Origin of the sequence: Jiella sp. M17.18 (assembly GCF_041027365.1) — a bacterium.
In the GTDB taxonomy this organism is placed as follows: Bacteria; Pseudomonadota; Alphaproteobacteria; order Rhizobiales; family Rhizobiaceae; genus VKMB-3413.
Genome location: NZ_JBFTEH010000021.1, coordinates 1 through 20,593, shown reverse-complemented (window position 1 = coordinate 20,593; position 20,593 = coordinate 1). Strand labels below are relative to the sequence as shown.

Annotated in this window: 25 protein-coding genes; 11 read left to right on the top strand and 14 right to left on the bottom strand. The window is 68.3% G+C overall.

The window, feature by feature from the left end; translation table 11 throughout:
- Positions 1 to 418: 418 nt before the first annotated feature.
- From AB5S17_RS22475 to purC, 5 genes are all read right to left on the bottom strand, one after another.
- Complete coding sequence (locus AB5S17_RS22475; protein WP_369243424.1) at positions 419 to 964, bottom strand: hypothetical protein; 546 nt, start codon at positions 962 to 964, stop codon at positions 419 to 421.
- Positions 961 to 1,368, bottom strand: a complete 408-nt coding sequence (locus AB5S17_RS22470) for a hypothetical protein (protein WP_369243423.1) — start codon at positions 1,366 to 1,368, stop codon at positions 961 to 963. The genes AB5S17_RS22475 and AB5S17_RS22470 overlap by 4 nt, the downstream gene beginning before the upstream one ends.
- Positions 1,365 to 2,045, bottom strand: a complete 681-nt coding sequence (purQ, locus tag AB5S17_RS22465) for a phosphoribosylformylglycinamidine synthase subunit PurQ (RefSeq protein WP_369243422.1) — start codon at positions 2,043 to 2,045, stop codon at positions 1,365 to 1,367. Before purQ ends, AB5S17_RS22470 begins: the two co-directional genes overlap by 4 nt.
- Positions 2,046 to 2,054: 9 nt before the next feature.
- A complete protein-coding gene (purS, locus tag AB5S17_RS22460) occupies positions 2,055 to 2,297 on the bottom strand; it encodes a phosphoribosylformylglycinamidine synthase subunit PurS (protein WP_369243426.1) in 243 nt (80 codons plus the stop codon).
- 82 nt (positions 2,298 to 2,379) lie between these two features.
- Positions 2,380 to 3,144, bottom strand: a complete 765-nt coding sequence (purC, locus tag AB5S17_RS22455; RefSeq protein WP_083590718.1) for a phosphoribosylaminoimidazolesuccinocarboxamide synthase — start codon at positions 3,142 to 3,144, stop codon at positions 2,380 to 2,382.
- Between the two features lie 251 nt (positions 3,145 to 3,395).
- On the opposite strand from purC, the gene AB5S17_RS22450 reads away from it, so the two are divergent.
- Both AB5S17_RS22450 and AB5S17_RS22445 read left to right on the top strand, forming a co-directional pair.
- The gene (locus tag AB5S17_RS22450) at positions 3,396 to 3,713 is read left to right on the top strand and encodes a DUF1476 domain-containing protein (protein WP_369243421.1); all 318 of its coding nucleotides are present in this window, start codon (positions 3,396 to 3,398) and stop codon (positions 3,711 to 3,713) included.
- Positions 3,714 to 3,717: 4 nt separating this feature from the next.
- Positions 3,718 to 4,488: an HpcH/HpaI aldolase/citrate lyase family protein gene (locus AB5S17_RS22445; RefSeq protein WP_369243420.1), complete on the top strand. Its 771-nt coding sequence runs from the start codon at positions 3,718 to 3,720 to the stop codon at positions 4,486 to 4,488.
- Positions 4,489 to 4,534: 46 nt separating this feature from the next.
- Here AB5S17_RS22445 and AB5S17_RS22440 read toward each other — a convergent pair whose 3' ends face one another.
- The 7 genes from AB5S17_RS22440 to purB form a co-directional block, all read right to left on the bottom strand.
- Positions 4,535 to 5,728, bottom strand: a complete 1,194-nt coding sequence (locus AB5S17_RS22440; protein ID WP_369243419.1) for a sensor histidine kinase — start codon at positions 5,726 to 5,728, stop codon at positions 4,535 to 4,537.
- 189 nt (positions 5,729 to 5,917) lie between these two features.
- Positions 5,918 to 6,478 carry an RBBP9/YdeN family alpha/beta hydrolase gene (locus AB5S17_RS22435; protein WP_369243418.1) on the bottom strand — a complete coding sequence of 187 codons (561 nt, stop codon included), beginning with the start codon at positions 6,476 to 6,478 and terminating at the stop codon, positions 5,918 to 5,920.
- 78 nt (positions 6,479 to 6,556) lie between these two features.
- Entirely contained in the window at positions 6,557 to 7,309 is a 753-nt protein-coding gene (locus AB5S17_RS22430; RefSeq protein WP_369243417.1) for an SDR family NAD(P)-dependent oxidoreductase, read from the bottom strand.
- A gap of 30 nt (positions 7,310 to 7,339) precedes the next feature.
- Positions 7,340 to 7,552 (bottom strand): hypothetical protein, encoded by a 213-nt coding sequence (locus AB5S17_RS22425; protein WP_369243416.1) that lies wholly within the window; start codon positions 7,550 to 7,552, stop codon positions 7,340 to 7,342.
- Positions 7,553 to 7,639: 87 nt separating this feature from the next.
- Positions 7,640 to 7,912, bottom strand: a complete 273-nt coding sequence (locus AB5S17_RS22420; protein ID WP_369243415.1) for a type II toxin-antitoxin system YafQ family toxin — start codon at positions 7,910 to 7,912, stop codon at positions 7,640 to 7,642.
- A gap of 1 nt (position 7,913) precedes the next feature.
- Positions 7,914 to 8,177: a type II toxin-antitoxin system RelB/DinJ family antitoxin gene (locus tag AB5S17_RS22415; RefSeq protein WP_369243414.1), complete on the bottom strand. Its 264-nt coding sequence runs from the start codon at positions 8,175 to 8,177 to the stop codon at positions 7,914 to 7,916.
- Between the two features lie 64 nt (positions 8,178 to 8,241).
- Positions 8,242 to 9,573 (bottom strand): adenylosuccinate lyase, encoded by a 1,332-nt coding sequence (purB, locus tag AB5S17_RS22410; RefSeq protein ID WP_369243413.1) that lies wholly within the window; start codon positions 9,571 to 9,573, stop codon positions 8,242 to 8,244.
- A gap of 131 nt (positions 9,574 to 9,704) precedes the next feature.
- Between purB and AB5S17_RS22405 the strand changes: the two genes are divergently transcribed.
- On the top strand, positions 9,705 to 9,965 hold the full coding sequence (locus AB5S17_RS22405) for a type II toxin-antitoxin system Phd/YefM family antitoxin (protein ID WP_369243412.1): 261 nt from the start codon (positions 9,705 to 9,707) through the stop codon (positions 9,963 to 9,965).
- Between the two features lies 1 nt (position 9,966).
- The gene (locus AB5S17_RS22400; protein WP_369243411.1) at positions 9,967 to 10,413 is read left to right on the top strand and encodes a PIN domain-containing protein; all 447 of its coding nucleotides are present in this window, start codon (positions 9,967 to 9,969) and stop codon (positions 10,411 to 10,413) included.
- Between the two features lie 122 nt (positions 10,414 to 10,535).
- Here AB5S17_RS22400 and AB5S17_RS22395 read toward each other — a convergent pair whose 3' ends face one another.
- Together AB5S17_RS22395 and AB5S17_RS22390 are read right to left on the bottom strand one after the other, a co-directional pair.
- Positions 10,536 to 11,546, bottom strand: a complete 1,011-nt coding sequence (locus tag AB5S17_RS22395) for a P1 family peptidase (RefSeq protein WP_369243410.1) — start codon at positions 11,544 to 11,546, stop codon at positions 10,536 to 10,538.
- Between the two features lie 4 nt (positions 11,547 to 11,550).
- Positions 11,551 to 12,669, bottom strand: coding sequence for an ABC transporter substrate-binding protein (locus AB5S17_RS22390; RefSeq protein ID WP_369243409.1), 1,119 nt, complete (start codon positions 12,667 to 12,669; stop codon positions 11,551 to 11,553).
- Between the two features lie 262 nt (positions 12,670 to 12,931).
- On the opposite strand from AB5S17_RS22390, the gene AB5S17_RS22385 reads away from it, so the two are divergent.
- The 7 genes from AB5S17_RS22385 to AB5S17_RS22355 all read left to right on the top strand — a co-directional run bounded on the left by AB5S17_RS22385 (position 12,932) and on the right by AB5S17_RS22355 (position 20,505).
- On the top strand, positions 12,932 to 13,381 hold the full coding sequence (locus AB5S17_RS22385; RefSeq protein ID WP_369243425.1) for a flavin reductase: 450 nt from the start codon (positions 12,932 to 12,934) through the stop codon (positions 13,379 to 13,381).
- Positions 13,382 to 13,414: 33 nt separating this feature from the next.
- On the top strand, positions 13,415 to 14,332 hold the full coding sequence (locus AB5S17_RS22380; RefSeq protein ID WP_369243408.1) for an AAA family ATPase: 918 nt from the start codon (positions 13,415 to 13,417) through the stop codon (positions 14,330 to 14,332).
- 4 nt (positions 14,333 to 14,336) lie between these two features.
- Positions 14,337 to 15,587, top strand: coding sequence for a VWA domain-containing protein (locus AB5S17_RS22375; RefSeq protein WP_369243407.1), 1,251 nt, complete (start codon positions 14,337 to 14,339; stop codon positions 15,585 to 15,587).
- A 303-nt stretch (positions 15,588 to 15,890) separates the two neighbouring features.
- Entirely contained in the window at positions 15,891 to 16,220 is a 330-nt protein-coding gene (locus AB5S17_RS22370; protein WP_369243406.1) for an XdhC family protein, read from the top strand.
- Positions 16,220 to 16,936, top strand: a complete 717-nt coding sequence (locus AB5S17_RS22365; RefSeq protein ID WP_369243405.1) for an XdhC family protein — start codon at positions 16,220 to 16,222, stop codon at positions 16,934 to 16,936. The genes AB5S17_RS22370 and AB5S17_RS22365 overlap by 1 nt, the downstream gene beginning before the upstream one ends.
- Positions 16,933 to 18,615 (top strand): NTP transferase domain-containing protein, encoded by a 1,683-nt coding sequence (locus AB5S17_RS22360; RefSeq protein ID WP_369243404.1) that lies wholly within the window; start codon positions 16,933 to 16,935, stop codon positions 18,613 to 18,615. Before AB5S17_RS22365 ends, AB5S17_RS22360 begins: the two co-directional genes overlap by 4 nt.
- A 474-nt stretch (positions 18,616 to 19,089) precedes the next feature.
- Positions 19,090 to 20,505 carry an LA2681 family HEPN domain-containing protein gene (locus AB5S17_RS22355; RefSeq protein ID WP_369243403.1) on the top strand — a complete coding sequence of 472 codons (1,416 nt, stop codon included), beginning with the start codon at positions 19,090 to 19,092 and terminating at the stop codon, positions 20,503 to 20,505.
- Positions 20,506 to 20,593: the final 88 nt, after the last annotated feature.

The window sequence follows — 20,593 nt, the reverse complement described above, 5'->3', positions numbered from 1 at the left end:
ATGCGCAACCTTCGTCGCCGCGTCACGCGGTCCTGCTGACTTCCTTGCCGATGTCTGTCCCATGGCTCGATCCTCCTTCCCAAAATTAGCATGGAAAGAAGCTTAAGAGGACACATTGCGATTTACAAGAGCTGCTGTCGATGCTCGACTTTAAACCAGCCGTGGCGATCCTTAAGGGAGTTCCTATGAGTCGATGGATCATCGTTGCAGAGTGCAGCCGCCAAGTCACGGCTAACTTTACCAGTCACTATGACGGCTCTGCAGAGACATTCACCGAACATTTTCAGATCTCGGGCTCCTTTACATCCTTTACAGGAGAGACCTCGCTTGATGATGCGATGCGTCGTCTAGAAGAGGCGTACAATTACCCTCATATCCGGAGGATGTCGCTCATCCGGGACGATGGGCAAGGGCCCAGCTAGTTTAGCAATGCATAAAGCACGCTGGCTTCGCGGCATGCTCGCGTATCGGACGCGCGGCGCATCACCGGCGTGTCGTCGTCAACCTGGCTGATCGCGCCGCCGTGGAGGCGGTGCGACAGGACGATCAGCGCGTAGTCGTAGCCGCCCCGGGCAGAGGGCGAGCGGATGCAGAGGCCGTAGCCGTCGGTCTCCCCGGCCGGCAGGAACTTGACCGCGCGCTCGGCCGGGCGGCGGCGGAAGACGCTCGCGGCGGTCGCGCGGGCATAGGCGATCTCGGCCGCATCCGGCGCGTCGCCGGAGCCGCCCTCGGCGGGAGCGCCGGCGCGTTCCAACGGCGCCGGCGCATCGGGCGCCGGAGCGGCAAGAGCGACCGGCGGCGTTCCGGGATACGGCGCGGGCGCGGCGCTCGTTGCGGCGGGCGGTACCGGACGGATGGGGCTGAGGCTCGCCACGAGATCGGCATCGGGGGCGCCCGCGCAGGAGGCGAGGGCTACGGCGAGGCCGAGGGCGAGCGCCGCCCGGCGCGCCGCGCGCGGGATCAATGCCAGGCCTTGCACTCGTCGTCGCCCGCGATCCAGCGGTTGAGGTCGGCGCGGATCCTGGTGCCGATCGGCTGGCTCATCAGCGGGCCGTAGGCCGCGATGTCGATCTGGCCCTCGCGTCCCTCGACGACCAGCAGCGGCAGCCCGTCCTCCTGGCCGCGCGGGACGAGCAGGAAGCGCGGCCGGCCGGAATAGGAGGAAAGTTCCGGCGCCAGCGTATAGCCGGTGAAGTCCGGATCGTTCGACTTGAACCAGCAGCGGTTGGCGTCGAGCGTCAGCCGCTCGATCCGCACGAGCCCGGTGTCGCCGCGGCTGCTCGGAAGGGTCGGCGTCGACGCGCAGCCGGCGAGGCCGGCGGCAAGAAGGGACAGGCCGGCGAGCGCAAACCGGGTCGGACTTCTCACGCGGCGAGACCCGCGGTGAGGCCGAGAGCGCTCTCGAAGATGCCGCGCCCGTCGGTGCCGCCATGCTCCGGCTCGATGAGGTTCTCCGGATGCGGCATCATGCCGAGGACATTGCCGGCTTCGTTGACGATGCCGGCGATGTCTCGCACGGCGCCGTTCGGGTTGGTGCCCGCGGCATAGCGGAAGACGATCTGGCCCTTGTCCTCCATCCGCGCGAGCGCCGCGTCGTCGGCGAAATAGTTGCCGTCGTGATGGGCGACCGGGCAGCGGATCAATTGGCCGCTCTTGTAGGCGGAGGTGAAGCGCGTCGCGGCGTTGACCACTTCCAGCTTCACCTCGCGGCAGACGAAGCGGAGCGAGGAATTGCGCATCAGCGCGCCGGGCAGGAGCCCCGCCTCGCAGAGGATCTGGAAACCGTTGCACACGCCGAGGACCGGCACCCCCTTTGCCGCGGCTTCGGCGACGGCGCGCATCACCGGCGAGCGCGCGGCGATGGCGCCGGCGCGGAGGTAGTCGCCATAGGAGAAGCCGCCGGGCACGACGACGAGATCGACGTCCGGCAGCGCGGTCTCGGTCTGCCAGACGGTTTGAGGCGCCTTCCCGGCGATCGTCGTCAGCGCCGCGATCATGTCGCGGTCGCGGTTGAGGCCGGGGAGGAGGACAACGGCGGTTTTCATCGACGGCTCTCAGGCGATCTCGACGGAATAGTTCTCGATCACGGTGTTGGCGAGGAGCTTTTCGCACATGTCGGAGAGCTGCGCGCGGGCGGCGTCGGTGTCGTCGCCCTTGATCTGAACGTCGAACACCTTGCCCTGGCGGACCTGGCCGACGCCGTCGAAGCCGAGATGGCCGAGCGCGCCCTCGATAGCCTTGCCCTGCGGATCGAGGACGCCGTTCTTCAGCGTGACGACGATGCGGGCCTTGATCATCTTTTCGCTCACGAAATCCGTCTGTCCCGGGAATAGACCAATCGGAGTGCCGGTGCCGGCTGCTTCACGGTCCGTCGCCGCTTCACTTGACCAACACCGGCCCGGAAGGGCGGGGCGGCTCGTTCTCGTTCATGATGCCGAGCCGGCGCGCGACCTCCTGATAGGCCTCGACGAGGCCGCCCATGTCGCGGCGGAACCGGTCCTTGTCTAGCTTGTCCTGGGTCTGCACGTCCCACAGCCGGCACGAGTCCGGCGAGATCTCGTCGGCGACGACGATGCGCATCATGTCGCCCTCGAAGAGGCGGCCGGTCTCGATCTTGAAGTCGACGAGCTGGATGCCGACGCCGAGGAAGAGGCCGGAGAGGAAATCGTTGACCCGGATCGCCAGGGCCATGATGTCGTCGATCTCCTGCGGGCTCGCCCAGCCGAAGGCGGTGATGTGCTCTTCGGAGACCAGCGGATCGTCGAGCGCGTCCGCCTTGTAGTAGAACTCGATGATCGAGCGCGGCAGCACCGTGCCTTCCTCGATGCCGAGGCGCTTGGCGAGCGAGCCGGCCGCGACGTTGCGCACGACGACTTCGAGCGGGATGATCTCGACTTCCTTGATCAGCTGCTCGCGCATGTTGAGCCGGCGGATGAAGTGCGTCGGGATCCCCATCTTGTTCAGATGCGAGAAGATGTATTCGGAGATCCGGTTGTTCAGAACGCCCTTGCCGTCGACGATCTCGTGCTTTTTCTTGTTGAAGGCGGTCGCATCGTCCTTGAAGAACTGGACCAGCGTACCGGGCTCGGGGCCCTCGTAGAGGATCTTGCCCTTGCCCTCATAGATACGGCGGCGACGTGTCATTATGGTTACTCTATCGTAAGGCGTGCGCCTCAAGAGAAGACGGGCGCAAAAGCGGCGACGGATCGTGCGGGTGCATAGACCAAAAGCCCCGGTATCACAATCGGCTGCCGGCTGAAGTCGTATAGGGGCAGGCGGATATCAAGAGCTTTTGCAGCCGCTCGGGCGATCGGCGCTTCAAAAACGGCGTCGATGACCGTATGTCAACCGCCGGGCCCGCAAGCCGGGCGGCAAAAGCCACGGGAGAGCTGCAGATGTCCTTCACCGACCGCGAGCGCGATTTCGAAGCCCGCTTCGTACACGACCAGGAGCTCCGCTTCCGGATCGAGGCGCGCCGCAACAAGCTGATCGGGCTGTGGGCGGCCGAAAAGCTCGGCAAGACCGGCGAAGAGGCCACGGCCTATGCGCAGTCGGTGATCAACGTCGCCTTCCAGGCGCCGGGCGACGAGGGCGTCTTCGGCAAGATCCGCGGCGACTTCGACGCCGCCGGCGTCGATCAGTCGGACCACCAGATCCGGCGCCATCTGGACGAGCTTCTGGCGCAGGCCGAAACCCAGATCCGCGGCGAGTGAGGCGATGCCGCTCCCCGCGCTCCGCCAGCGCCTGCAAAACGGCGCGCCAGTCTCCTCGTCCTGGATCGGCGGCACCGACCCGCTGATCCACGAGGCCTTCCTGCGCGCCGACTTCGACGCGATCACCTTCGACGTCCAGCACGGGCTGCTCGACGAGACGAGCCTGAAGCTCGGCATCGAGCGCGCAGCCTTTCTCGGCCGGCCGGCGCTCGTCCGCCTGCCGATCGAGGACCTGTCGCTCGCCGCGCGTACGCTCGACTGGGGTGCCTCCGGCGTCATCCTGCCGATGGTCGAGGCGGTGGAGGATGCGGCGCGGCTCGTCGCCGCGACCAAGTATCCGCCGCTCGGCCAGCGCTCCTACGGCCCGACCCGCACCGGTGTCCTGCACGGCTACGAGGATCGCGACGACTATGTCGTCGACGCGCGGAACGAGACGTTCGCCTTCGCGATGATCGAGACGGCGGCTGCCCTCGAGGCGCTGAACGACATCCTGGCGCTCGACGGCCTCGACGGGGTGTTCGTCGGCCCCTCGGACCTGTCGATCGCCTTGGCCGGCGACGGCACGCGGTCGCCGCGCGGCGAGAAGACCGAAAGCGCCGTCAGGCGCGTTTCGGAGGCCGCGGCTTCCGCCGGCAAGATCTCGGGGATCTATGCCGCGACGCCGCAGGACGCCGCGCACTACCGGTCGCTCGGCTTCCGGCTGATCTGCATCGGCTCCGACCTCGGCACGATCCAGGCCGCGGCGAACGCGCTGGCGAAGGCGGCGCGGGAGTAGGCGCCCAAAGGAGACGCCGCAGGCGCTGGTTGTGCGGGAGGAGCCCCTATATCGTGGCGGCGCCCGCCAAGGCGGCATCGGGCGCGCCGGTCAGCCGGTAGCGAACGCCGTCCGGATGGTATTCGAGGACCGCGGAGCCCTCGAAATAGGCCGGCACCACGCGTTCGGTCAGGCGCGCACCGAAGCCCTTGCGCTTTGGCGGCGCCACCGCCGGGCCGCCGGTTTCCTGCCATTCGAAGAACAGCCCGCCGTCGGCATCGAAGCCCCAATTGATGGCGACGCGGCCGGCCGGGACGGACAGCGCGCCGTATTTGGTGGCGTTGGTCGCGAGTTCGTGCAGCGCCAGCGAGAGACCCATGGCCTGTTTGGCCGAGACGTCGGCAGAGGGACCCGCAAGCGTGATCCGGTCGCCCCGGTCGCGGTGCGGCTCGACCGCCGCGGCGACGACGGCGCCGATATCGGCGGCCTCCCAGCTGGCAGTGGTCAGCATGTCCTGAGCCCGGTCGAGCGCGCCGATCCGGTCGAACGCCAGCTGCGCCGCTTCCTCCGGCGAGGCCGCGTGCCGCAGGCTCTGCGAGACGACCGCCTGGACGATCGCGAGCGTGTTCTTCAGCCGGTGGGAGAGTTCGCGCTGCAGGACATGCTGCCGGCGCTCGGCCTCGCGCTGGGCCGCGAGCGCCGCCTTCGTCCGCTCGACCTCTTCGGCCAGCAGCCGGTTCGCTTCCGCGAGGCCGGCGCGGTCCTGCACGGCGTCGGTCGTCTCCGTGACGATGTTCAAGAGCCCGACGATCTCGCCGCGGTCGTCGTGGAGCGGGCTGTAGGAAAAGGTCCAGAAGCTGTCGCGCGGCGATCCGTTGCGGACGATCTGCAGGGGGAGGTTCTCGTTCCATGTGCCGCGGCCGGAGAGCGCCGCATCCACCATCGGCTCGACGCCCGGCCAGACATCCGCCCACAGCTCGCGCGCCGGCGCGCCGAGCGCCGTCTCGGCGCGGTCCCACAGCATCGGCAGATAGGCGTCGTTGTGGAACTGCAGGAGGTCGGGCCCCCACCAGAAGCAGATCGGCTGGCGCGTCGCCAGCACCAGGCGCAGCACGGTCAGCAGCGATCGCTCCCAGGAGGCGAACGGCCCGAGCGACGTCTTCGACCAGTCCTTCCCGGCGATGGCCGCGCCCATCCGGCCGCCCTCTCGCAGGAGGTCGGAGACGAAGGCGGGAGCGGCATCGCGGTCTTGGTCGGCCAACGGAAAGCTCGGTGATCCTGTTTCGGAGGGACGGAGCGGCGGTCCCGCCCGGCGGACATGATCGGCCCGAGAATCGAGGCGAGACGATCGTTGCCACGATCATAGAGCGAAATCGCCGCCCGACTGTTGCGAAAAGCCCGCAGCCGCAAACCGTTAGCCGGCTCGCGATGCGCGCCTCCGGCCGACCCGTCAGCGATCCGCCGGCAGCCGGCTCATGAACTTGCCGAAGGTCAAGAGCCCTTCCGGCCAGGGGCCGTGGCCGGAATCGCCGTTGATGTGGCCGGCCTCGCCGGCGTCGATGAACAGCGAGCCCCAGGCGCCGGCAATATCCTCCGCGGCCTCGAAGGAGGAGAACATGTCGTTGCGGCTGGCGACGACGAGGCTCGGAAAGGGCAGGGGATCGCGCGGATAGGGGCCGAAGGTCATCAGGTGCTTCGGCCGGATCGCCGGGTTCTCGACGTCCGGCGGCGCAACGAAGAAAGCGCCGGCGATCGGCTTCTCGAACTGCGGGATCGCCTGCACGGCCGCCGCGACGCCGAGCGAATGGCCGACGAGCACCACCGGCCGGGTCGAGGCATTGACCGCCGCGGCGACCTCCCGCGTCCAGTCTTCGCGCACCGGCTTCGACCATTCCGCCTGCGGCACGCGGCGCGCGGTGGAGAGTTTCCTCTCCCAGCGGGTCTGCCAGTGGTCGTCCGGTGAGCCCTTGTAGCCGGGCACGATGATGATGTCGGCTTCTGCAACGCGCATGGCCTGGAAATGCGGACGCGGGCGGCGGCTGTCAACCGCCGCGATGCGACGCAGCGCGGCTTGACGGACGCTCTCCGCTCAGCCCGCGGCAACCTTGATCAGTCGCCGCGCGAGCCCCGGCGAAACCGAAACGAGGCGCTTCAGGATCGCCGCCTGGCCGACCCAGATCTCCGGCTCGGCGCGCTCGATGCCGCGGACGATCCGGTCCGCCGCCTTGTCCGCCGAAAGCTTGCTGCGGCCGCCGAAGCTGACGGTCATCGGCGTTTCGACGAGCGGCAGCAGCACCTCCACCACCTTCAGCCCGCCGCCGGCCCGCTCGGCCTGATAGCGGGTCGAGAAGGTGAAGGAGCGGAGCCCGGCCTTGGTCGCGCAATAGACCGGGTTCTTGCGCGACGGCGCGACCGCGAGCCCGGACGTGTTGTTGACGATCATCGCGCTGTCTTTGGCGGCGAGGTGCGCGAAGAGATGCTGGGTGATGCGGATCGGCGCCCGGAGGTTCACCGCGATCTGCATCTCCGCCAGCCGGTCGAGTTCGTCGGGCGGCATCTTGCGGAAATCGCTGCGCTCGCCGACGCCGGCATTGTTGATCACCAGGGAGAGGTCCGGATGGCGTTCGACCAGGCGGCCGAGGGCGTCGTCGAGCGCGTCCATGTCCGACAGGTCGACGGCTTCGTGATGAAGCTTGCCGCTCGTCAACTCCGGCGGCCGGCGGGACCAGGCGATCACCTCGCACCCTCGGCCCAGAAGACGCTTCAGGAGCGTCGCGCCGACGCCGCTTGAGGCACCGGTGAGGAGGACGGTCCGGTTATCGAGCGGGAAGCGCTGCGCCATCGGTCTCTCATGCCTTGAACGAGATTGCGGTCATTGTGCCGGAGCAGGGGCGGTTCCCGTTCCGGCGGTCGGGACGGTGGTGTCCGACTGCGCCGGCTGCAGGGCGTTCGGGTTCTGGGTGCCGGGATCCGGCGTGCGGGTGAAGAACACGAAGTAGACGACCGCCGCGACGACGATGACGCCGACGACGATCCACAGGAGATGGCGGCTGCGCGACCGCGGCTCCGGTCCGGCTGCTGGCATCGGTTCTCTCCCACTCCCTTTGGCACGGCGGGCACGCGGCCCCGACCTTTTCAGCGAACCCTCTGGCGCCTTCCGAAGTTCCGCCGGCTACTGCTTGAACAGATCGGCATGAGAACCGGTACGGGCCAACTGCAGCTCGTCGCCGCTGATCCGGTACAGGAGGAGCCAATCCGGCTCGATATGCGCATCGCGCCAGCCCAGCCAGTCCCCCTTCAGCGGATGGTCGCGATAGCGCGGCGGCAGTGCCCGATCCTGCATGAGAAGGATCAGGACCTCACGCAGCTTCGCCAGATCCTTGCCTCGCCTCTCCGCCCGTTTTACGTCGCGCCGGAACTGCGCGGAGCGAACGGGCGTCAGCACGTCAGATGCCGAGGTCGTCGAACAGCGCCTCGGCGGAGCCGAAGCGCGTTCCCTTTTCCTCCTCCAACTCCGATATGGCCTTCATGCTCGTACGGTTCGGGACCTTTACCGGAAAGGGAAGCGCCTTGTCCGCCGCGACCCGCACCAGCAGCAGCCGGATCGCATCGGAAACCGTCAGGCCCATCTCGGCCAACGCTTCCGTTGCCTCGGCCTTCGTCGCCGCGTCGATCCTGGCGCGCACCACCGTGTCCGTCGGCATCGTCATCTCCTTCCGGTCCGAAGCCACAATGTAGCTACAGGCGAGCCGAGGTGCAATTCGTCCGACCGTCCTACTTCGACCGGCCGAACACCCGCTGAAAGATCGTGTCCACGTGGCGGGTGTGATAGCCGAGGTCGAAGCGGGCGCGGATTTCGTCTTCCGACAGGGCCTTGCGGACCTCCGCGTCCTTCAGGAGCTCCTCCAGGAAGTCGACGCTGGCCGAGCCGGCGACGTGATAGCTCTCCCAGACCTTCATCGCGTTGCGCTGGACGAGGCGATAGGCGTCCTCGCGGGAGACGCCCGCCTGGGTCAGCGCCAGCAGGATGCGCTGCGAGTGTACGAGGCCGCCGAGCCGGTCCATGTTGGCGCGCATGCGCTCGGGATAGACCAGCAGCTTGTCGACGACGCCGGTGAGGCGGGCGAGGGCGAAGTCGAGCGTCACCGTCGCGTCCGGGCCGATATAGCGCTCGACCGAGGAGTGCGAGATGTCCCGCTCGTGCCAGAGCGCGACGTTCTCCATCGCCGGCAGGGCGTAGGAGCGGACCATGCGGGCAAGGCCGGTGATGTTCTCCGTCAGCACCGGGTTGCGCTTGTGGGGCATCGCCGAAGAGCCCTTCTGGCCGGGCGAGAAATATTCCTCCGCCTCCAGCACCTCGGTCCGCTGCAGGTGGCGGATCTCGGTCGCGAGGCGCTCCATCGAGGAGGCCACGATGCCGAGGGTCGCGAAGAACATCGCGTGCCGGTCGCGCGGGATCACCTGCGTCGACACCGGCTCCGGCTTCAGGCCCATGGCCTTCGCGACATGCTCCTCGACGCGCGGGTCGATGTTGGCGAAGGTGCCGACGGCGCCGGAGATGGCGGAGGTCGCGACCTCCTCGCGGGCCGCAACGAGCCGGGCGCGGCAGCGCTGGAACTCGGCATGGGCGAAGGCGAGCTTGACGCCGAAGGTGGTCGGCTCGGCATGGATGCCGTGCGAGCGGCCGATGGTGACGGTGTCGCGATGCTCGAAGGCGCGGCGCTCCAGCGCGGCGAGCAGCGCATCGAGGTCGGCGAGGAGGATGTCCGCAGCCCGCGTCAGCTGCACGTTGAAGCAGGTGTCGAGCACGTCGGACGAGGTCATGCCCTGGTGGACGAAGCGAGCGTCCGGCCCGACGATCTCCGACAGATGCGTCAGGAAGGCGATGACGTCGTGCTTGGTCTCGCGCTCGATCGCGTCGATCCGCTCCACGTCGAAGGTGGCGGCGCCGCCCTTCTCCCAGATCGTCTTCGCCGCCTCCTTCGGAATGACGCCGAGTTCGGCCAGCGCGTCGCAGGCATGCGCCTCGATCTCGAACCAGATCCGGTACTTCGTCTCCTGCGACCAGACGGCGACCATGTCGGGGCGGGCGTAGCGGGGGATCATGGCGGGGGTCCTTCGTCGGCGGGAGTTTCGGCGCGATGTAGCAGAGGCGGGGGGCGGCCTCAACGCGCAGGGCGCTTGCGCCTCTCGCAAGGCGGTCGCATATTGACCACTGTAGTCACCGGGATGCCGCCATGTCGCAAGCCAAGTCGCCGCATCGTCTGCAGCTTCGCGATGCCAAAGCCACGCTCTCCGCGGTCGTCGACGGGGCGGTCCGTGGCGAGCCGACAGTGATCACCAGGCACGGTCGGCCCGAAGCCGTCGTCCTCGGACTCGAGGAGTGGCAGCGCCTGTCCTCCGTCCCCTCCTTCGGGCGGCTGCTGATGGCCTCCGGCCTGGAGGCAGGCGACCTGCCGGAGCGCAGCCGCAAGCCGGCCCGAGACGCCGACTTCTGACGTGTACCTTCTCGATACCAGCATTCTGTCGGAGACCTCGCCCGCAGCGAAGGTTTCTCGTGCCGAACTCGGCACCTGGATGGCCGCAGCTTCGCCGCTGCTGTTTCTCTCGGTCGTCACCGCCGCTGAAATCCACAGCGGGATCGAGAAGCCGGCACGGCAGGGGGCGTCACGGAAGGCCGCGCTTCTCGGCGAATGGTGGGCCGCGGTCGAGCACCTTTATGGCGAGCGGATCCTGCCGTTCGATCGAGACGCGGCTCGGCTTGCCGGTATCCTGATCGATCGCGGGAGGGCTTTGGGTCGGGAGGTGGGCTTTGCCGATGTCGCGATCGCCGCAACCGCAGCACGGCGGGGTTTCACGGTTCTGACCAGAAACGTCAAGGATTTCGAACCGCTGGGTGTACCCTGCCTGAACCCGCTCGAGGCGCTTCCGCCCTTGGAGCGGTGAGCGGCGGACAAGGCCGCTCAGCCTTCCCGCCACACCGGCAGCCGGTCCCCCGCCGCAGGGCTCGCCGCATGCACCCCGCGCGCCACCGCCCGGGCNGAGCGGTGAGCGGCGGACAAGGCCGCTCAGCCTTCCCGCCACACCGGCAGCCGGTCCCCCGCCGCAGGGCTCGCCGCATGCACCCCGCGCGCCACCGCCCGGGCCATGGTCGCGGCGGCGGCCGCGCCGAAGTCGACCGTGCGGCCGCCGCGCGGGCCGAGGCTGATGCCGCTCGTCCCCGTCGCGGCGGCGAAGACGAGGTCGCCGTCGAAGTCGGTGTGCGCCGGCCAGATCGCCCGCGCGAGCCCGTCATGGCCGGCGATGGCGAGGCGCTTCAGAGCCGCCTTGTCCATGACCGCATCGGTCGCGACGATGCCGATCGTGGTGTTGCCGCCGGGCGCGGCATCGAATTTCGTGCGCGGAATGGCGCCGTCCTCGGGCCAGGGCGCGGGCAGGCCGAGGTTGCCGAACTCGCCTTCCATCTCGAACGGCGCCGCCCAGAAGTGCCGGCTGCCGCCGATCGTCGCCGAACCGACGGCATTGACCGCGACGAGCGCCGCGACCATCACCCCCGACGGCAGCACCGTCGAGGCAGAGCCGATGCCGCCCTTCAGCGTGGCGGTGGTGCAGCCGAGGCCGGCGCCGACGCTGCCGAGGGCGAAGTCCGCGCCGGCCGTCGCCGCGGCGGCATGGCCGAAGTCGCGATAGGGCGAATGGAGGCCCCAGTCCTTGTCGCCGCCATTGGCGAGGTCGAAGAGGATCGCCGCCGGCACCAGCGGTACCCTGAAGCCCGCGACCTCGAAGCCGCGCCCGCTCTGGCGCAGGAAGGACATGACGCCGGAGGCGGCGTCGAGGCCGAAGGCGGAGCCCCCGGAGAGAACCAGCGCGTCGATCGCCTCCACCGTGTTCTCCGGCGCGAGAAGGTCGGTCTCGCGGGTACCGGGCGCGCCGCCGAGGACGGCGACGGAGGCGATGGCCGGCCGGTCGAAGACGACGACCGTCGCCCCGCTTTTCAACGTCTCGTCGCCGGCATGGCCGACACTGAGGCCGGCGACATCGGTCAGAAGATTGCGCGTCCCCCGCCGCCAGCCGGCCATCGCCTCAGCCTTTCGCCTCGCTGGCGAAACGGTCGCCCTGCCATTCGAAGACCCGGTAAAGATCGAGGTTGGAATCGCCCTTGGCGTCGAAGCGGATCTTGCCGAGCGCGGTGTCGAACGTTTCGCTGGACAGGACTTTGGTCAGGTCGTCGCCACTCTTCCCAGCCGCGCTCGCGGCCGTGATGGCGATCTCGGTCGCGGCATAGGCCGGGCCGAAATAGCCCTGCGGCGGCAGCAGCGTATCGGCTTCCGGCAGGTCCTTCCGGTCGGCGCGCTTCAGATCCGGGAACGCGGTCTTCGGCCCGATCGCGACGATTCCGTCCGGCAGCGGCATGTCGCTGCTGGTCTCGTCGAACAGGGTCTCGCCGCCGACGATCGTCAGGTCGAGCCCGAGCGACTTCGCATTGCGGGCGATGACGGCGATGTCCGGCCGGTCGCCGGCGATGAAGAAGCGGGTGACGCCGGTGCGCTGCAGCCGGCGCGCCAGGCCGAACTGCTTCTCCTCGGCGGGACGGAAGTTGTCGACCGTCTGCGGCTGCATGCCGGCGTCGGCGACAAGGCGCCGGACGGCGTCGGTCATGTTTCGCGCCGGAATCGAGCCGTCGTCGATCAGGCCGAAGGGCTGCGACTGCCACTCTTTGGCAAGATAGGCCGCGACCGCCTTCGCTTCGTCGCCCGAACGGGGCGCGATGCGCCAGATGAGGTTCCCGGTGCGCTCGCGCCGCTCGGTCAGGCGGTTGGCTCTCACGCCGACGTCAATCGTCGGGATGCCCGCGTCCTTCAGGATCGGCAGGGCCGCCTCGATCGCCTCGGTGCAGAGGAAGCCGACGACGATCCGGACATGGCTCTTGGCGAAGCGCTCGGCGGCGGCACGGCCGCCATCGGCCGAGCATTGCGTGTCGGCCGTGACGAAGCGGACGGCTGCCTGGCCCCCGTGCGCTGCGGCCGCCGCTTCGGCGCCGGCCTCGACCTGCCGACCCAGAATTTCCTGGGCATCGGAGAGCGGCGCGGCGACGCCGATGGTCACCGCCGGCGCGGAGGCGGCGGATGTCTCCTGCGCGCCGGCGGGGGCCAGATACGCGAGCGACAGGACGAGGGCGGCGACGATCTGTTTCAGCGGCATGGCGCTTGTTCTAGAGGCTCCGGCGGCGATAGGGAATGCCGGGCTGCGGCGGAAGGCGCGGCGAGGCTTTGCCCGGCTCCCGCCCGGCCGGCGAGGCGATCATGCCGCAAGGGCGTGGCGACGGGATGCGATCCCGCGTGTCATGACCTATGTACGAACGAAACAGTCTTGCCGGCATGGCCCGTGGCCGCCGTGCCGCGCAGCCGGGGACGAGCTAGTGCTGACGACGAATAGCATCGACCGCCAGAGCTTTCGCGAAGCGATGAGCCGCTTCGCCGCTGCGGTCCATCTGGTGACCACCGACGGTCCGGCCGGCCGCCGCGGCGTGACGGTCTCGTCCGCCTGCTCCGTCTCGGACGACCCGGCGACGCTGCTCGTCTGCCTCAACACGTCGAGCCCGGACAACATTCGCTTCGAGGCGAACGGCAATTTCGCGCTGAACCTCCTCGGCACCGAGGACGAGGCGATCGCGCGGGTCTTCGCGGGCGAGGGGAGCCTGCCGTCGGACGTGCGGTTCGCGCGGGGCAAATGGCGCAGCGGGGAGACCGGCGCGCCGCTGCTTGCCACCGCGCTCGCGAGCTTCGACTGCCGGCTGATCGAGGCGCGGATCGTCGCGACGCACCGCATCATGATCGGCGAGGTCGTCGCCGTGCGGGTCGGCGCCCGGGCGCCCTCTTTGGTCTATCTCGACCGCGCCTATCGCAGCCTCTAGCTTCCCGTCCTCTCCCTGGCCGAAAGGATCGCCGTGACGTCCAATCTTCCGACATCGATCGCGGAAACCGAACGCCTGCTCGACGGTGCCGACTATGTCGCCGACCGGGCGCTGGCGACCGTCCTGTTCCTGTCCCTGAAGATGGGCCGGCCGCTGTTCCTGGAAGGCGAGGCCGGCGTCGGCAAGACCGAGATCGCCAAGGTGCTGGCCAAGTCGCTCGACCGGCCGCTGATCCGCCTCCAGTGCTATGAAGGGCTCGACGTCTCCTCGGCGCTCTACGAGTGGAACTACGCCGCGCAGATGATCGAGATCCGCATGCGCGAGGCGTCGGGCGATACGGACAAGGACGCGACCCGCTCGGAGATCTTCTCCGAGCGCTTCCTGATCCGCCGCCCGATCCTGCAGGCGCTCGAAGGGCAGCCGGGCCGGGCACCGGTGCTCCTCATCGACGAACTCGACCGGACCGACGAGGCCTTCGAGGCCTTCCTGCTCGAAGTCCTCTCCGACAACCAGGTGACCATCCCCGAGCTCGGCACGATCCGCGCCGAGGAGCCGCCGATCGTCATCATCACCACCAACCGCACCCGCGAGATCCACGACGCGCTGAAGCGTCGCTGCCTCTACCACTGGGTGGACTATCCCCAGGCGGACCGGGAACTCGAGATCGTCAAGCGCAAGGCGCCGCGGGCGAACGAGGAACTCGCCGCCGAACTCGTCGCCTTCGTCCAGCGCCTGCGCCGGATCGACCTCTTCAAGGCGCCGGGCGTCGCCGAGACGATCGACTGGGCGAATGCGCTGACCGAGCTCAACGTCGTCGCGCTCGACCCCGCCCATGTCTCCGACACGCTCGGCGTCCTGTTGAAATACCAGGACGACATCCAGCGGCTGGAGCGCGGCGAGAGCCGGGAGATCCTGACGCAGGTGAAGCGCGACCTGGCTAGCGCCTCCTGACGCCATGGCCGACGCAACGCACCAGAGCGCGGATCCGGAAGGCCGGCTCGCCGACAACATCGCCTATTTCGCGCGGGCGCTGCGCAAGGCCGGGCTGAAGCTCGGGCCTTCCGCCACGCTCGACGCGATCGCGGCGGTGCAGGCGGCGGGACTCTCTTCGCGCGAGGACTTCTACTGGACGCTGCACGCGACGCTGGTCTCGCGGCATGAGGACGATGCGGTCTTCGACGAGGCGTTCCGGCTGTTCTGGCGTTCGCGCGAGCTGATCGAGAAGATGATCGCGATGTTCTCGCCGACGGCGCCGCCGCGCCAGAGTGAGGAGCGCAAGAAGCGCGCCGGCGAGGACCGCGCCGCCGAAGGCCTGTTCGAGGGTGCCGAGAAACGCGTCACTCAGCAGGAGCGGCCGGAGATCGAGATCGACGCGAGCCTCACCGTCTCCGGCAACGAGGTGCTGCGCCAGAAGGACTTCGCGCAGATGTCGGTCGCCGAGATCGAGGAGGCCAAGCGCGCCATCGCGGCGCTGCGCCTGCCGGCGGACCGGATCGAGACGCGGCGCTTCCAGCCGGACCCGCGGGGCGCCAAGATCGACCCGCGCGCGATGATGAAGGCCTCGATGCGGACCGGTGGCGACCTCGTCCTGCCGAAGTTCCGCTCGCGCCGCGAGGTGCATCCGCCACTGGTGGTGATCGCCGACATCTCCGGCTCGATGAGCCAGTATACCCGCGTCTTCCTGCACTTCCTGCATGCACTGACCGAGAAGCGCCGCCGGGTGCACACCTTCCTGTTCGGCACGCGGCTGACCAACGTCACGCGGCAGATGCGCCGCAAGGATCCCGACGAGGCGCTGGCCGACTGCGCCGGGGCGGTGAAGGACTGGTCCGGCGGCACCCGCATCGCGGAAGCCCTGACCGAGTTCAACCGCGTCTGGTCGCGGCGGGTGCTGACGCAGGGCGCCGTCGTCATCCTGATCACCGACGGGCTGGAGCGGGACTCGGTCTCCGACCTCGCACAGGAGATGGAGCGGCTGCACAAGTCCTGCCGCCGGCTGATCTGGCTGAACCCGCTCTTGCGCTTCGACGGCTTCTCGGCGCGGGCCCGCGGCGTCAGGGCGATGCTGCCGCATGTCGACGAGTTCCGCTCGGTGCATTCGCTGGACGCCATGAGTGCGCTCTGCGCCGCGCTGTCGGAAGGCGGCGGGGCGGCGGTGGACCCGCGGCTGTGGCTGAAAGACGAACGCATCGTCGAAGTGGCGTGACCCTTGCCGGGAGGGGGCGGCGGGGCGACATATATCGCAGGATTTTCGGGACGCAGCGCCCGTCGCGCCCCCCTCTGCCTGCCGGCATCTCCCCCACGAGGGGGGAGATCGGCTGCTTCGCCGTCGGTTCGTGACAGCCGGCTCGTGACATACGGGCGCTTTCGTCAGGCGCGGCATCGGAGATCAGCCGCGGCGTGTGCGCGCGATGGATCTGCCCCCATGCGGGGGAGATGCCCGGCAGGGCAGAGGGGGGCGCGACGGGCTCGAACGCCTCCGGGGAACTGAACAACCGAGGATGGACCCATGTCCGATACCACACATGAACTGGACGTCCTGAAGACCACCGAGGCCTGGGCGGCCGAGGGGCGGCAGCTGGCGCTCGCCACGGTCATCGAGACCTGGGGCTCCGCACCGCGGCCGACCGGCAGCCATCTCGTCATCGACGCCGAGGGCAATTTCGAGGGCTCGGTCTCAGGCGGCTGCGTCGAGGGCGCCGTCGTCGCCGAGGCGGTGGACGTCATCGAGGCGGGCGAACCACGCATCCTGGAGTTCGGCGTTGCCGACGAGACGGCCTGGCGGGTCGGCCTCTCCTGCGGCGGGCGCATCCGCGTCTATGTCGAGAAGGTGGCCTGATGGACCGTTCCGTCCTCGAAGCCCTGAACGCCGAACGCGCCGCGCGCCGCGCCGCCGTGGTCGTCACCGAGCTTGCCTCCGGCCGGCAGCGGCTGGTGCGCGAGGCGGAGGTCGAGGCCGATCCGCTGGCCGATGCCATCGGCAAGGCGATCCGCTCCGGCAAGTCCGGGATCGTCCAGACCGATAGCGGCGAGGTCTTCCTCAACGCCCATCTGCCGCCGGCGCGACTCGTCGTGATCGGCGCCGTCCACATCAGCCAGGCGCTGGCGCCGATGGCGAAGCTCGCCGGCTACGACATCGAGATCATCGATCCGCGCACCGCCTTTGCGACGCCCGACCGCTTCCCGGGCGTGCCGCTGCATGCGGTATGGCCCGAGGATGTCCTCAAGAACAGGCCGTTCGACGCCTATACCGCCGTCTGCGTCATCACCCACGATCCGAAGATCGACGACACGCCGCTGATCGCCGCGCTGAAGGCCGGCTGCTTCTATATCGGCGCGCTCGGTAGCCGGAAGACGCATGCGCGCCGCGTCGAGCGGCTGCAGGCGGCGGGCATCCCGCAATCGTCGATCGACCGCATCGAGGCGCCGATCGGCGCCGACATCGGCGCCGCGACGCCGGGCGAGATCGCCGTCGCCATCCTCGCCTCGGTCATCGAGGCCTTCCGCAAGCGCAAGATGTTTGCCGAGCGGCGCGGCGAGACGGAGCCCGCATGATCTTCGGCCGCGTTCCGGTCGAAGACGCGGCGGGGACGATCCTCGCCCATTCGCATCGCCATGGCGGGCTGCGCCTGAAGAAGGGGACGCGGCTGACGGAGGCGGACATCGCGGCGCTCGCCGAGGCGGGCGAGGCGAGCGTCATCGTCGCGCGGCTGGAGCCCGGAGACCTGACCGAGGACGAGGCGGCCGCCGCAATCGGCGCGGCCCTCGCCGGCGACCACATCCGCATCGGCGAGGCCGCCACCGGCCGCGCCAACGTCTTTGCGGGAGCCGCCGGCGTCTTCGTGCCGGACCGGCGCGTCGTCGATGCGGTGAACGCCGTCGATCCCGGCGTCACGCTCGCGACGCTCGGCGAATACGAGCCGGTCACCGCCGACCGCATGGTCGCGACGGTGAAGATCATTCCGCTGGCGGTGCCCGGCGCCGCGGTCGAAGCGGTCGCAGGCATCCTGCGGGACGCCGCCGCCTTCCGCCTCGCGCCCTTTGCGCCGAGGCGCGTCGCGCTGATCCAGACCGAACTGCCGACGGTCAAGGCTTCGGTGCTGGACAAGACCCGCAAGGCGACCGAGGCGCGGCTCGGCCTCTCCGGCTCGACCATCGCCCGGGAGCTTCGCTGCCCACACGAGACCAGCGCGCTGACGAAGGCGCTGCGCAGCCTCGACGGCGCCGACCTGACGCTGGTCTTCGGCGCCTCGGCGGTGATCGATGCGGACGACGTCATCCCCGCGGCGATCCGGGCGGCGGGCGGGAGGGTCGATCATCTCGGCATGCCGGTCGATCCCGGCAATCTCCTGCTCCTCGGCCATCTCGCCGGCGCCCCGGTGCTCGGCGCCCCCGGCTGCGCCCGCAGCCCGAAGGAGAACGGCTTCGACTGGGTGCTGAACCGGCTGCTGGCCGATCTGTCGGTGACCTCGGCCGACATCCGCGGCATGGGCGTCGGCGGCCTCCTGATGGAGATCGCCTCCCGCCCGCAGCCGCGCGACACCGAGTCCGGTGACAGCGAGTCCGGCGACACCGGGTCCGGTGATCCTGAATTCGGCGGCACCGGCTCCGACCAGGATGCCGGGCGCGGCGACCCGGTCGTCGACATCGTCGTCCTCGCCGCCGGCCGCTCCAGCCGCATGGGCGGGCCGAACAAGCTGCTCGCGACCTTCGACGGCGTGCCCCTGGTGCGCCGCTCGGTGACGACCGCGCTCGGCGCGAAGAACGCTCGCACCGTCCGCGTCGTCACCGGCCACATGGCGGCCGAGATCGCCGGCGTCCTCACCGGCCTTCCCGTCGAGACCGTCGAGAATCCGGCCTATGCCGAGGGCCTGTCGACCTCGCTGAAGGCCGGCTTTGCCGCCTGCGCGGGCGCCGACGGCGTCATGGTCATGCTCGCCGACCAGCCGCTGCTCACCGCCGCCGACCTCGACCGCCTGATCGCCGCCTTCACCGGCGAGGGCTCCGCCGCCATCGTCGCCGCCAGCGACCGCGGCCGCCGCCGCAACCCGGTGATCCTGTCGTGCGCTTTCGACGAGGATATCGCCGTTCTTTCCGGCGACATCGGCGCCGCGCCGATCATCGCCGCCCATCCGGATGCGCTGACCGAGGTGGAACTCGGGGCGGCGGCGGGGACGGATGTGGACACGCCGGAGGCTCTGGAGAGGGCGGGGGGACGGTTGTTAGAGGCTTGATCTGAAACAGGATACAATGATTCTGTTTCAAATCGAGCATGTCGTTGACAGCGGCCGGGGTTTCTGTCATTTCCGTTGTACTGGCTGCGCATCGCGCCAGTTATAGCCCGGCTTCGCCGGGTTTTTTATGATCGGATGATACCCGACCCTCATGCCCCCAGACTTCTGGGTGCTCGTCGGCCTCTTGATCAGCGCACTAACCCTTGCGGTCAATTTCCTTAGTTTCTGGTACTCTGCACCTCGTCCGGCTGCGCGCAAGCGTGTCCGTATCGTCGAGCGCGAGCGTGAACTACGTCTGGGAAATTGGATCGTTTGGAAAGCGCGCGATCGAGAGACCACCCGCTCCTAGCGCCTTCCTGCGCCCGCCTTCATTTTTGGATGTCGCGAGCGAACGATGACGCACGTCTATAGGTCTGGCTGAAACAGAATTGCCAATTCTGTTTCGGAATATGGGAAACAGGTAGCGGGAGCAAAATGGTGATCTCGGAAGCCACAAATGCACAGATCGATGACCTCGCTCTGCGCATCGATGCAGCGTCCGATGACGGCAACACCGCTGCGCTTGAAAGCCTAGATTTCGAATGCGCCGGCCTCCTCGGGTCTGGGGGCCCGCCTGACGCTTTACTCCACTATTTTCGCTCGAATGTTCAAGACGGCCTGCAATCTGCTCTGGCTCCCCGGGATTGGGCGTGGCGCCAACTCCATCGGGAACGGCAAGTCCTTTATCTCCGCCTAGCACGCACAGTGCCCTCGTTCGATACACTCAGCTCGTCCCGCCGCGCACAGATCCTTACGAACCTTGCGAACCAATTGAGCACGCTAGGGCGTCCCATCGAAGCATTGCGCCTCTATGAGATCGTGCTGATGACAAATCCGCGGTTCGCTATGGCGCTCGCAAACCGCGGACTCGTGCGCTTCAGCTTCGCACGAATGGTCCACGATGACGGACACCGTGCAGTCCTCGCGGCCTATGCCTGCCGCGATCTAGAGCGTGTAGTCGATCCCGACCTTGTGTGGGAAAGTGCTCCGACGAACATCATCTCTCTTGTCAAAACGAAAGCGTCGGAGATCCGCGCAGCCGTTGATGTCGACATGGTCCTTGCCCAGACTGAAATGGACGGATGGCCGCTGGGGGTAGGCGAAGCAAAAGCTTACCGCCTTCGAATGCTCAACCGGCGGCTCTTCCTAAACCCTCTGATCGTGCTGGGACCGCATTCCATCGCAGCCCATGACTCGCTCCACCTACCAAGCCACACATTCGCGAAGGGAACGGTTCCGCCACTGCTCGGGTGGTACAATCAAATGAAGCAGGAGTTCGTCGGCGCACGCCTGCTCTATCATGAGGCGATGGAGGCGGCGCCGCTGGACGACCGTCCCCCTCACTTCGCTGACTATGAAGTACGTCTTTACGACACGCTCGATTATCCAGCCTTTTCGATTGGCGTGGAAAGGCTGCGGCTCGCGTTCCGTACGGCTTACGGCCTGCTCGACAAGATCGCAGGGTTCGTGAACTCGTATTTCGAACTCGGGCATGATCCAAACCGGGTTGACCTCCGTGGCGTGTGGTACGTCAACTCACGCAAGCGGTGCATACTGCATCCGAAGATCGCGGATCGTCCGAACCTCGCGCTTCGCGGCCTCTACTGGCTATCTTTCGATATTGTCGGCGACGCAAAGGGATCGGCGGACGAACCGGATGACACACTCGCCCCCGAGGCCGCTCACCTGAACACCCTGCGCAACGCACTCGAGCACCGCTGCCTCGTGCTGACGACAGAGACGTTTCGAGTGCCTGACGACGATGGCATCGAACGCGTGGGCATCACTTCGTTCCAGCACAATACGGAGCGGATGCTTGAACTTGTCTGTCCTCTTAAGCTTCTTGACTAACGAATGACATGACGGTTTCGACCGGCCTGCGGCCCATGTTGCGGTAGCCGAGGTGCGGGCGTTCGGTGTTGTAGTGGACGAGCCAGGC